This window comes from Streptomyces sp. NBC_00385 (assembly GCF_035917155.1).
GTDB lineage: Bacteria > Actinomycetota > Actinomycetes > Streptomycetales > Streptomycetaceae > Streptomyces > Streptomyces poriferorum.
Window position 1 is genome coordinate 7,570,870 of record NZ_CP107951.1, and the last position, 11,454, is coordinate 7,582,323.

Consider the following 11,454-nt stretch of genomic DNA (forward strand, 5'->3'; position numbering starts at 1 on the left):
TACTAGTTTTCTGTGTGTGGCGCACCCCGGCGGCAGTTCCCCGGGGTGCGCCCGCGTATCCAGCGGATCGACGGAACACGGAATGAGGCAGCATGAGCGCGACGCACACCCCCTCGGCGAAGACCCTTCAGGGGCGCACCGCCGTCGTCACCGGTGCAGGAGCGGGGCTCGGCCGCGCCGAGGCACTGGCACTCGCGGCGCTCGGTGCCAACGTGGTGGTGAACGACATCGGCCCGGCGGCCGACGACGTGGCAGCGGAGATCAAGTCGCTCGGCACCGGGGCCGTGGCGGTGACCGGAGACGTCGGGGAATGGTCCATGGGCGACCGGCTGGTCGAGGCCGCCGTGGAGAGCTTCGGCAGCCTCGACATCGTCGTCAACAACGCGGGCGTCCTCCGCGACAGGATGCTGTTCAACCTCACCGAGTCGGACTGGGACGACGTCCTGCGGATCCACCTCAAGGGGCACGCCGCGGTCTCCCGCGCCGCGGCCGTCCACTGGCGCGCGGCGAGCAAGGCCTCCGGCGCCCCGGTCTACGGGCGCGTGGTCAACACCTCGTCCGAGGCCTTCCTGTTCGGGTCCCCCGGCCAGCCGAACTACTCCGCCGCCAAGGCGGGCATCACCGCGCTGACCCTCGCCACCGCGCAGGGCCTGGCCCGCTACGGCGTACGCGCCAACGCGATCTGCCCCCGGGCCCGCACCGCTATGACGGCCGAGGCCTTCGGCGAGGGCGCGACCGCACCGGGAGGCCTCGACATCATGGCCCCCGAGCGCGTCGCCACCCTCGTCGGGCACCTGGCATCACCGGCCGCCGACGAGATCAACGGGCAGGTCTTCGTCGTTTACGGCGACATGGTCGCGCTGCTCGCCCCGCCCACCGTGGAGCAGAAGTTCACCGCAGCGGACGGCACCTTCACACCGGCCGAACTCGACGAGCAGCTGACGGGGTACTTCCGCGGCCGCGACCCGCACCGGACCTACGCCGCCTACGGCGTCGCCGCACTCGATACGACGGGGACGCAGCAGACCCGCTGAACCGCGGGCGCGCCCGGCCGGCCCCGCCGGCGAGGCGGGTCAGCCGGCGTCCGTCTCCGGGGCGAGCAGGAGGTGGCAGGCCATCCGCAGATCGGCGTCGGCCTCCTGCGGGGTGAGCCGCTCGTTGAGCCGTGACTGCAGCACCCCGTACCAGAGCAGGACCAGCAGCCGCAGACGGGTGATGTGGTGATCCGTGGGCTCCTCCACGCCCCAGGCCCGCACCAGCAGATCGATGAACCCCGAGTCGATCCGCGCCAGGTCCGGGACCGTCGAGGCACGGGCCGCGTTGGCCGACTGGATCATCGCCGTGGCGAGGGCCGGCCTGCGCAGCAGATTGCGCGTCGCGCTGCCCAGCGTCTCGAAGACGGCGTCCTCGGGCGAGGTGCCTGCCGGGCGATCGGGCACCCGGGCCGCGAATCCCTCGATCTGGTCGGCCATCAGCGCGGTGAACAGATGGGTCTTCGACGGGAAGTACCGGTACAGGGTGGCGATGGCGACGCCGGCCGACTTGGCGACCTCCTGCATCTGCACCCGTTCGAGACCCGTCGTGGCGGCGATGTCCGCCGCCACCTTCAGGATGCTCTGACGGCGTGCGCGCTGCCGGGGCGAACTGGGCTCGGCCCCGGCCCTGGCCTCGGCGATTCTGGGCACGCACTCTCTCCCGGAGCTCGGTGGTGTCTACAGCTGCACAGACAATACGCCGGGCCCGGCCACGCGTCAGGTGCGCTCGCGCCGCCGTACCGCTCAGCGGGACCGGACCCGCGAATCCCGGCCCCGAACGGGTCTGCTGAGGACGCACACCACCGAGCGGCAGGAGGGGTCATCCCATGCAGGACGGCCGGCAGGACTGGGACGCCACCCACGACGTGATCGTCGTCGGATCCGGGGCGGGAGCGATGACCGGGGCCCTGGTGGCCGCGGGCGACGGCCTCGACACCGTCGTACTGGAACGGACGGCGCTGCTCGGCGGCACCTCAGCCTACTCAGGAGCCGCCTGCTGGCTGCCCGGGACCCAGGTGCAGGAACGCGCCGGGCTCGGCGACTCCACCGAAGCGGCCGACACCTATCTGCGCGCGCTCACCGCAGACGCCGAAGCGCCCCGCAGGACCGCCTTCCTGCGCCACGCCCCCGAACTGGTGAGCCGGCTCGAACGCGATCCGGCGATCGAGTTCGAGTGGCGCGCCTTCCCCGACTACGTGGCCGCCCCCGGCCGGATGGGCGCCGGGCGCTCCTTCGTTCCGCTGGACCTGGACCCGGAGCTGCTCGGCGCGCTCCTGCCCCTGGTCCGTCCGGCGATCGACCGGGACCGTGCGGGCCGGGGGCACCCCGCCGGCGCGCCGCTGACCGCGGGCCGCGCCCTGATCGGACGCCTCCTGCTCGCCGCCACCCGCACCGGAAACGCGCTCGTCCGCACCGAGCACCACGTCACCGCTCTCGTCACCGAGGACGGCCGGGTCACCGGCGTCGAAGCACGCACCCCGCACGGCACGGTCCGGATCAGGGCCCGCCGCGGCGTGCTGCTGGCCGCCGGCGGCTTCGAGGGCGACGACGCCCTGCGCACCGAGCACAGATTGCCCGGCGGGGCCGCCCGGAGCATGGCGCCCCGCGGCACCAACACCGGCGAGCTGCTGCGCGCCGCCCTCGCGGCCGGTGCCGCCACCGGCCTCATGGGCGAGGCCTGGTGGTGCCCGGGGACCGAACTGCCGGACGGCTCGGCCGCGTTCACCCTCGGTCTGCGCGGCGGCCTGATGGTGGACGGCTCGGGCCGGCGGTTCGCCAACGAGTCACTGCCGTACGACCGCATGGGCCGTGCCATCGCCGCCCACGCGGGCTCGGACGCACCCGTCCACCTGATCTTCGACTCCCGCGAGGGCGGCGCCCTGCCCGCCATCACGGTCCCTCCCGCCGACCCGGCGGACCATCTGGCGGCCGGCACCTGGGTCCGGGCGGAATCGCTGCCGGAGCTCGCCTCGCTCATCGGCGTGGAGTCCGACACCCTGGCGGACACCGTCGGCCGGTTCAACGCCTTCGCGGCGGCGGGGACCGACGAGGACCACCACCGCGGCGAGGACCCGTACGACCTGTTCTTCGCCGACAGGAAGAACGCCCCCGGACCCAACCCGTGCCTGGTCCCGCTCGACCGGCCGCCGTACTACGCGGCCCGGGTGGTCCTCGCCGACCTCGGCACCAAGGGCGGTCTGCGCACGGACGTGGACGCCCGCGTCCTGGACACCGACGGCCGCCCGCTGGCCGGCCTGTACGCCGCCGGGAACACCAGCGCCTCGTTCACCGGTGGCGTCTATCCCGGCCCCGGTATCCCCATCGGCACCGCCATGGTCTTCGCATCCCTGGCCGTCCGGCACATGGCAGGGCAGCCCGGCGACGCCGTCTGAGCGGCCCGGACCCGGGCATCCCGGCCAGTGGGATGCCCGGGGCGCGCCCCGGCGGGGCGCCTTACGGTCGCGGCACCGCGGCGGCCAGGACAAGAGAGGTACTCGATGACCGACAAGAACGTGTACGGGCCCTGGGCGGTCGTCGCCGGCGGTTCCGAGGGGGTCGGCGCCTCGTTCGCCGGCCGGCTCGCGGACGCCGGGATCAACCTGGTGCTGATCGCCCGCAAGCCGGGCCCCCTGAACGAGACCGCCGAGAAGGTGCGCGCCAAGGGCGTCGAGGTGCGCACACTCGAACTGGACCTGCTCGACCCCGGGGCCCTCGCCGCGGTCCGTGCGGTCACCGACGGTCTCGAGGTCGGTCTGCTGATCTTCAACGCGGGAGCCAACAGCTACGGCCACGAGTTCGTCACCGGCGACCTGGCCCGCGTCCAGGGCGTCCTCGACCTCAACATCACCGCGCAACTGGCCCTCACCCACCACTTCGGCGCCCTGATGAAGGAGCGCGGCCGGGGCGGCATCATGCTGGTCGGCTCGCTCTCCGGATACCTGGGTCAGGCGCAGATCAGCATCTACTCGGCGGCCAAGGCCTTCAGCCGGGTCTTCGCCGAGGGTCTGTGGCTGGAACTGCGGCCGCACGGTGTGCACGTCCTGGAACTCGTCCTCGGAGTGACCCGGACCCCCGCGATGGAGCGCGCCGGGCTGCGTATGGACCTGCCCGGTCTGCGGGTCGCGGAACCGGACGACGTCGCCCGGGAAGGGCTGGAACACCTCGCCGACGGCCCCGTTCTGGTGGCCGGCGGCAATGCGGCGGCCGCCGAGAAGCGCAGCGGCTTCCCCCGGGCCGAACTCGCCCTCGCCGCACACGAGGCCTCCAAGAAGATTCTCCCGCCGTCCTCTTGACGGCTGGTCAGAACCTGTCCGCGCCGGCCGTCCGTCCCGTCCCCTCCCGGAGAGCAGATGAGCGAAACCGAGCACCCTCTCACCCTTCCCGGCGTACTCGACCTCGCCGCGCGGCGGCACCCCGGCAGGGAAGCGGTCGTGGACGGTGACGTACGGCTGACCTGGAGCCAGTTGCACGCAGCGGTGAGGGCGGCCGTGAAGTCGCTCCTCGCGCTCGGTATCCGGCCCGGCGACCGGATCGCCGTCTGGGCGCCCAACAGCCACCACTGGATCGTCGCCGCACTCGCCACCACATCGGCCGGCGCGGTGCTGGTCCCCGTCAACACCCGGTACAAGGGCGCCGAGGCGCGTCTGCTCCTGCGACGCAGCGGGGCACGCCTGCTGTTCGTCGAGAACGGATTCCTCGGCAAGGACTACGTGTCCATGCTGACCACCGGGGACGAGGGCGCCCCGGAACCCCGGCCGGCCGCGCTGGAACACGTGGTGACCCTCGATGCCACCACCCCGCCCGGCACCCTGCCCTGGGAGGAGTTCCTCGGGCGCGGCGCAGACGTCCCGGACGCCGAGGCCACGGCCCGTACCGCCGCCGTCCACCCCGACGCCCCCTCCGACCTGCTCTTCACCTCGGGTACGACGGGCCGGCCCAAGGGCGCCCTGACCACGCACCGGCAGAACCTCGCCACCTACTGGGCCTGGAGCGGCCGGACCGGAGTCACGGGGGACGACCGCTACCTCGTCATCAACCCGATGTTCCACTGCTTCGGCTACAAAGCAGGCGTACTCGCGTGCCTGCTCCGCGGCGCCACGATGGTGGTGCAGCCGGTGTTCGACGTGGACCGGGCGCTGCGCGCCGTGGAGGCCGAGCGGATCACCGTACTGCCCGGCCCGCCCACGATCTACACGGAACTGCTGGACGCGCCCGGAAGGGACCGTTTCGACCTGTCGTCGCTGCGGCTGGCCGTGACCGGTGCGGCCGTCGTCCCCGTCGCCCTCGTGCGGCGGATGCGCGCCGAACTCTTCCCCGAGGTGCTCACCGCGTACGGACTGACCGAGACCTGTGGCACGGTCACCGTCTGCTCGGCGGACGACGACGCCGAGACCGTGGCCCTGACAGCCGGCCGTCCCATCGACGGCACCGAGGTGCGTGTCGCCGACGGCGGCCGGCGCCCGCTGCCGGCCGGGCAGGACGGCCGGATCCTGGTACGCGGCTACCACGTGATGCACGGCTATCTCGACGATCCCGAAGCCACCGCGGCGGTCATCGACGCCGACGGCTGGCTGGACACCGGCGACATCGGCCACCTCGACCCCCGCGGCAACCTGGTGATCACCGGACGGTCCAAGGAGATGTTCGTGGTCGGCGGGTTCAACGTCTATCCGGCCGAGGTCGAGCAGGTACTCACCGGCCACGACGCCGTCGCCGAGGCCGCCGTGGTCGGGGTTCCGGACGCGCGGCTCGGCGAGGTCGGACGCGCGTACGTGACGATCCGGCCGGGCACCGGGACGGGGCCGGACGAGCTCGTCGGCCACTGCCGCGAGCGGCTCGCCAACTTCAAGGTCCCGCGCGAGGTCGTCATCCTCGGGGCCCTTCCCCGCAATGCCACCGGAAAGGTGGACAAGACCGTCCTGCGGACGGTCTGACCGACACGCCTCACCGGGCGACAAGGGTATGGAGGACGGACTATGGGCAACGAGGTTCTGGAATCGGTACGCGCCCTGCTGCCGGCCATCGAGAAGCGGGCCGTCACGACGGACGAGGCACGGCGCATCCCGGCCGCCACGATCCGTGAGCTGTCCGGGGCCGGGGTGTTCCGGATGCTCCAGCCGTCCCGGTTCGGCGGCCTGGAGAGCGATCCGGTCGACTACTACCGGGTGGTGCGGGAGATCTCCGCGGTGTGCTGCTCCACGGGCTGGGTCGCATCCGTCCTGGGCGTCCACCCGTGGCAGCTCGGCCTGTTCCCCGAGCAGGCGCAGCAGGACGTGTGGGGCGAGGACCCGGACACCCGCATCTCCTCGTCGTACGCACCCGTGGGCCGGCTCACCCCCGTCGACGGCGGCTACGAACTGGCCGGCCGGTGGAGCTTCTCCTCGGGCTGCGAGCACGCCTCGTGGGCGCTGCTCGGCGCCCTCGTCGTCGGGGCACAGGGGCGGCCGGTGGACTTCCTCACGGTGCTGGTGCCCCGGGCCGACTACCGCATCGAGGACATGTGGGACGTGGTCGGGCTCCGTGGCACCGCCAGCAACGACGTCGTCGTCGAGACGGCGTTCGTCCCCGCGCACCGGGTGCTCCGCAACTACGAACAGGCACAGTTGAAGGTGCCGGGACAGCAGGTCAACCCGGGACCGCTGTACCGGCTGCCGTTCGGCGCGATCTTCACCAGCGCCGTCACCGCGCCGGTGCTCGGGGCCGTATCGGGCGGATACGCCTCGTACGTGGCGCGCATGAAGGAGCGGGTGCGGCTCAGCCTGGGCGGCGGGAACTTCGCCGAGGACCCGTTCGCCCAGGTCGCCATCGCGCGCGCCGCGTCCGACATCGACGCGTCCGTGCTCCAGATGGACCGGAACATGGGCGAGCTGCTCGAACTCGCCGCCGCCGGACGGGAGATACCGATGGAGCTGAGGCTGCGCACCCGGCGCGACCAGGTCCGGGGCACGGAACGGGCCGTCGCCGCGATCGACCTGCTCTTCAAGACCGCCGGCGGCAACGCGCTGCGGCGCGGCAACCCCGTCGAACGCGCCTGGCGCGACGCCCACGCGGGCAGCGTCCACGTCGCCAACGACGTGGAACGGGCCCTCGCGATGTACGGGCGCGGAGCGTTCGGCCTGACGGTCGAGGACAATCTGGTCTGACCGCGCGACCGGAGGCCCGCGTCAGCCCCGCCGTTCGCGGAGCACCGCCCGCGCCGGGAGGGTGACGGCGAGCAGGGTGATGCCCACCGCGGCCGCGGCGAAGGCCCCGTAGACGAGCGGGGGCACGTGCGGCGCCTCGCCGGTCAGGCCGCGCGTCATCGGGATGAGCGTGGCCGCGGCGATGGCTGTGCCGAGGACGATGCCGGCCACCGCCACCAGCAGGCCCTCCCAGCGCAGCATGGCCATCACCTGGCGCCTGGTGGCGCCGACCAGGCGGAGCATGCCGAGCTCGCGGCGGCGGTCGAGCACGGTCATCACGAGGGTGTTGGCCGCGGCAAGGGCGGCGAAACCGCCGAGGACCCCGGCCATCGTGTAGTTCGCCCAGGCGTTGAGCGCACGGTCGGTGGTCCGCTCGACCGCGTAGCCGGACGCGCCGGTGACCGTGCCCAGCGGAGCGAGGGCCTTCGCGTCCCCGCCACGCACCAGGAGCGTGGTGGTGAAGCCCGAGGTGACATGGCGGGCCAGGGACACCTGGTCCATGGTCACCGAGGGGAGGCCGAGCCCACGGCCGTACACGGCGACGACCTCGGGGCTGGTCCTCGTGCCGTCCGGAAGGTACATCACCAGCCGGTCGCCGACCCCGGCCCCTGCCGACGCGGCGAGCAGCCTGTCGACGGCGACGCGGCCCCTGCCGACCCGGTCCAGGCTGCCGCCGCGCACATCGAGATCCTGCACCTGTGCGAGCTGCGCGCCGGAACCGGTGACGCCCTGGACCGACGAGCCCTGCAGCCACCGGTCGCCGCCCGACCCGACGGGCACGAGCACCTGCGTTTCGAGCAGACCCACGGCCGCGTCGACGCCTGGCGCGCGGGAGGCCCGGCCGATGGCGTCGGCGGGCAGCCCGGCGGGGTGGGTGACGACATGGTCCGCGGTGACACCGGCGCGCAACTGCCGCGCCGCGACGTGGGTCTCGCTCGTGTGCATGAAGGAGAGCGTCGAGGCGAAGGCCATGGCCAGCACGATCGGCGTGATGGCGGAGGCCAGTCGGCGGGCGCTCGTACGGGAGTTGGCGGCGGCCAGCGCGGCCGGGGCGGCGCCGTGGGCGTCCAGCGCGAGCCCGGACAGCGCCGCGCACAGCCGCGCCACCAACGGGCCGAGCAGCGCGACGGCGAGCATGAACAGCATGACGACACCGAGGGCGGCGTTGGCGGAGTCGTCCCCGGCCGAACGGGCCGCCACGACGGTGAGGAACGAGCCGCCCACGAGAGCGCCCAGACCCAGCACGGTACGGATCACGCCGGGCCGCAGCCGCTCCACCGAAGCCTCGGTGAGCGCCTGCCCCGGCTTGGTCCTCGCCGGCCTGCGCCCGGCGGCCCAGCCCGCGACGAGCGCGGTCAGCAGCCCGATGCCGACGGCGACGACGAGCGGGATCCAGGAGACGCGCAGGTCCACCGCGTCCGGGACGGCCCCGCGGTCCTTCAGCTGCGCGAACCACCAGTGCGCGAGTCCGATGCCGGGCAGGCAGCCGATGATCCCGGCCAGTGGCGCGATGAGCAGTGCTTCGGAGGCGACCGCGCGGCGGATCTGCCGCGGCGTGGCGCCGACGGCCCGCAGCAGGGCGAACTCCCGGGCGCGCTGGGCGACGGACAGGGCGATCGTGCCGGACATCGTGAACACGGCGACCAGAGCGGCGATCCCGCCGAAGGATCCGCCGAGGCCGGTGAGCGTCTCCCTGGCGTACGCGAGTCCATGGTCCTCGACGGCGCCGCGGCCGGCGCCGGTGCGCACCTCGGCGCCGGAGCCGGCGAGCGCCTTCTTCACTCCGGCGGCGAGGGCCGCGGTGTCCGCCGGCGACGCCCCTTCCCCGGCCAGTACGGCTATGGCGTCGGCCTTGCCGGGATGCCCGGCGAGCGTGGGGGACTGGCCGTCGGTGAACCAGCCCGTGGCGCCCGCGGTCCTGTCGCCGGAGCCGGCCTTCGCCAGCCCCGAGACACGGAAGACGGCCCGGCCGGTGGCGGTTTCGAGGGTGACGGTGTCGCCGACGCCGGCCTTCGCGGCCCGTGCGGCGGCGCCGTCGAGCACGACCTCGCCGGTCCGGGGCGCGGCCCCGGACGTCAGCGCGGCGCCGGTGAAGGCGTGTGATCCCCAGCCGTGTCCCGTCAGCGCGTCGTCGTTCAGGAGCACCGGGAACGTGAAGTCCGGCACCGCCGCCCGTGCGCCGGGCGCGCGGACCGCCTTCCCGGCCAGCGCGGTGTCCACGCGTGCGGTGTCCGGCAGTGGGCTCGCCGACTCGGAGCGGCTGTCGCCGCTGCCCGTGACGAGGCGGGCGTACTGGTCCGCCGCCGCGACGACCTGCGCCCGCGCGTACCGCTGTGCGGGCACCGAAGCACGGGCGCCCGTCTCCAGGAGGATCCCGCAGGCCGAGACGATCAGTGCCGCCATCATCAGCGCGACGAAGGTCCCCGCGAACGACGCCGGTCTGAAGCGCACGGCAGCCCGGGCGAGGCCGTTGGGGGCGAGACGGCTCACGCCGCGACCCCCGCCATCGGGCCGGGACGGGAGGTGAGCGCGGCCATCCGTGCCCCGATCTGCTCCGCCGAGCCGCGGTCGAGGGCGCCGGCGAAGGCGCCGTCGGCGAGGAACAGCACACGGTCGGCCCAGGCGGCCGCGGCCGGGTCGTGGGTGACCATGACGACGGTGGCGCCGAGGGTGTCCACCGCGTGCCGGAGCAGGCCGAGGACCTCGGCGGCCGTGCCGGTGTCGAGGGCCCCGGTCGGTTCGTCGGCGAAGACCACGTCCGGGGCGGTGACCAGGGCGCGGGCGATGGCCACGCGCTGCTGCTGGCCGCCGGAGAGCTCGCCGGGGCGGCGCTTGGCCTTGTCGGCGAGCCCGACCCGGGTGAGCATCGCGGCTGCTCGGCGGCGGTCCTGGCGCCGACCGGCCAGGCGCATGGGCAGCAGCACGTTCTGCTCAACTGTGAGCGAGGGCAGCAGGTTGAAGGCCTGGAAGACGAAACCGACGCGGCTGCGGCGCAACTCGGTGAGCTCGTTCTCGCCCATGCCGGTGATCTCCGTGCCGCCGAGGCGCACGGAGCCCGCCGACGGCCGGTCCAGTCCCGCGGCGCACTGCAGGAACGTGGACTTGCCGGACCCGGACGGGCCCATGACCGCGGTGAACGTGCCGCGCGGGAGGGCGAGGTCGACGCCAGCCAGCGCGTGCACGGCACCGGCGCCGCGGCCGTACTGCCGCCGCACGCCGCGCAGTTCGACGGCGGGACCGGGTGCACCCCGGGGGGCCTCCGGCCGCTCGTCCGTCCCCTGTCGTCCGCCGCGGCGCAGCCTCATGTCCGTCCCCTCACGATCCTTCGAGCCGATGACTCCGACGCTACGGATCACGGTGCGGGCGGGACCATGGCGGCTGCTGGCGGATCCGGGGTGGGGATAACCCGAGGCCGGGCGGCGCGGGGCCGTCACGTCACCCGGGGCCGCCGGCCGTCTTCGCCGCCAGGTAGCGGGCGGGGAACTCCCCGCCGCCGTGCACCGCGAGGTCCGCGCCGTTGACGTACCCGGCCAGGCCGCCCGCGAGGAACAGACAGGCGTGGGCGACATCCGCCGGCACCGCCATCCGCGCCATCGGGATGACGCCCGCCACCGCAGCGCCGCCGTCCGGGCCGTAGACCGACGCGGCGCTCTCGGTGCGGATCAGCCCCGTCGTGATGTGGTTGACCCGGACCGCCGGAGCCCATTCCAGGGCCAGCGCCTTCGTGAGGGCCAGCAGCCCGGCCTTGGCCGCCGTGTAGGCAGCGGTGCCCGGCTGCGGGTCCTGGCCGGAGACGCTGCCGATGTTGATGACCGAACCGCCACCTTCCTGGGCCCTCATGACACGGTGGGCCGCCTGCGACACGTAGAACGGCGCCAGCAGGTTGAGCGCGACGATCTTCTCCACGAACCGTGGCGAGACGGTGGCGGCGTCGGCGTCCGGGGAACCGCCCGCGTTGTTGACGACCACGTCGAGCCGGCCGAAGCGTTCCACCGCGGTGTCCACCAGCGAGGACGCCGCGGCCGGATCGCGTACGTCGGCCGGGACGAAGACCGCCTCCCGGCGCCCGGCCGCGGGCAGGGTGTCGGGGGTGGTGCGGCCGCAGACCACCACGTCCGCCCCGGCACCGAGAAACGCCCCGGCGATGGCGGCACCGATTCCCTTGGTGCCGCCGGTCACCAGCACCACGTGCCCCGTGAAGTCCAACGGCTGGCCGATGTCCATGTGTTGCGCCCCTT

The 11,454-nt window shown here is 73.8% G+C and carries 9 protein-coding genes; 5 read left to right on the top strand and 4 right to left on the bottom strand.

Going from position 1 to position 11,454, the window contains the following annotated elements; all coding sequences use genetic code 11:
- Positions 1-92 precede the first annotated feature (92 nt).
- Entirely contained in the window at positions 93-1,034 is a 942-nt protein-coding gene (locus tag OG959_RS33750; RefSeq protein WP_326664571.1) for a 3-oxoacyl-ACP reductase, read from the top strand.
- A gap of 39 nt (positions 1,035-1,073) precedes the next feature.
- On the opposite strand, the gene OG959_RS33755 is transcribed toward OG959_RS33750, so the two are convergent.
- Positions 1,074-1,685: a TetR family transcriptional regulator gene (locus OG959_RS33755; RefSeq protein ID WP_326664573.1), complete on the bottom strand. Its 612-nt coding sequence runs from the start codon at positions 1,683-1,685 to the stop codon at positions 1,074-1,076.
- 176 nt (positions 1,686-1,861) lie between these two features.
- On the opposite strand from OG959_RS33755, the gene OG959_RS33760 reads away from it, so the two are divergent.
- From OG959_RS33760 to hsaA, 4 genes are all read left to right on the top strand, one after another.
- On the top strand, positions 1,862-3,427 hold the full coding sequence (locus tag OG959_RS33760) for an FAD-dependent oxidoreductase (protein ID WP_326664575.1): 1,566 nt from the start codon (positions 1,862-1,864) through the stop codon (positions 3,425-3,427).
- A gap of 105 nt (positions 3,428-3,532) precedes the next feature.
- Entirely contained in the window at positions 3,533-4,327 is a 795-nt protein-coding gene (locus tag OG959_RS33765) for an SDR family NAD(P)-dependent oxidoreductase (RefSeq protein WP_326664577.1), read from the top strand.
- Between the two features lie 57 nt (positions 4,328-4,384).
- Positions 4,385-5,968: a FadD3 family acyl-CoA ligase gene (locus OG959_RS33770; RefSeq protein WP_326664578.1), complete on the top strand. Its 1,584-nt coding sequence runs from the start codon at positions 4,385-4,387 to the stop codon at positions 5,966-5,968.
- 42 nt (positions 5,969-6,010) lie between these two features.
- Positions 6,011-7,177 carry a 3-hydroxy-9,10-secoandrosta-1,3,5(10)-triene-9,17-dione monooxygenase oxygenase subunit gene (gene hsaA / locus OG959_RS33775; RefSeq protein ID WP_326664579.1) on the top strand — a complete coding sequence of 389 codons (1,167 nt, stop codon included), beginning with the start codon at positions 6,011-6,013 and terminating at the stop codon, positions 7,175-7,177.
- A gap of 21 nt (positions 7,178-7,198) precedes the next feature.
- Here hsaA and OG959_RS33780 read toward each other — a convergent pair whose 3' ends face one another.
- The 3 genes from OG959_RS33780 to OG959_RS33790 all read right to left on the bottom strand — a co-directional run bounded on the left by OG959_RS33780 (position 7,199) and on the right by OG959_RS33790 (position 11,440).
- On the bottom strand, positions 7,199-9,706 hold the full coding sequence (locus OG959_RS33780; protein WP_326664580.1) for an ABC transporter permease: 2,508 nt from the start codon (positions 9,704-9,706) through the stop codon (positions 7,199-7,201).
- The gene (locus OG959_RS33785) at positions 9,703-10,521 is read right to left on the bottom strand and encodes an ABC transporter ATP-binding protein (RefSeq protein ID WP_326664582.1); all 819 of its coding nucleotides are present in this window, start codon (positions 10,519-10,521) and stop codon (positions 9,703-9,705) included. Before OG959_RS33785 ends, OG959_RS33780 begins: the two co-directional genes overlap by 4 nt.
- Positions 10,522-10,651: 130 nt before the next feature.
- Positions 10,652-11,440 carry an SDR family oxidoreductase gene (locus OG959_RS33790; protein ID WP_326664584.1) on the bottom strand — a complete coding sequence of 263 codons (789 nt, stop codon included), beginning with the start codon at positions 11,438-11,440 and terminating at the stop codon, positions 10,652-10,654.
- Positions 11,441-11,454 lie beyond the last annotated feature (14 nt).

Excerpts from the sequence above, each read along its gene's own strand:
- OG959_RS33750 (WP_326664571.1), top strand. The coding sequence starts at position 93 with ATGAGCGCGACGCACACCCCCTCGGCGAAGACCCTTCAGGGGCGCACC.
- OG959_RS33760 (WP_326664575.1), top strand. The coding sequence starts at position 1,862 with ATGCAGGACGGCCGGCAGGACTGGGACGCCACCCACGACGTGATCGTC.
- OG959_RS33765 (WP_326664577.1), top strand. The coding sequence starts at position 3,533 with ATGACCGACAAGAACGTGTACGGGCCCTGGGCGGTCGTCGCCGGCGGT.
- OG959_RS33770 (WP_326664578.1), top strand. The coding sequence starts at position 4,385 with ATGAGCGAAACCGAGCACCCTCTCACCCTTCCCGGCGTACTCGACCTC.
- hsaA (WP_326664579.1), top strand. The coding sequence starts at position 6,011 with ATGGGCAACGAGGTTCTGGAATCGGTACGCGCCCTGCTGCCGGCCATC.
- OG959_RS33785 (WP_326664582.1), bottom strand. The coding sequence starts at position 10,521 with ATGAGGCTGCGCCGCGGCGGACGACAGGGGACGGACGAGCGGCCGGAG.
- OG959_RS33790 (WP_326664584.1), bottom strand. The coding sequence starts at position 11,440 with ATGGACATCGGCCAGCCGTTGGACTTCACGGGGCACGTGGTGCTGGTG.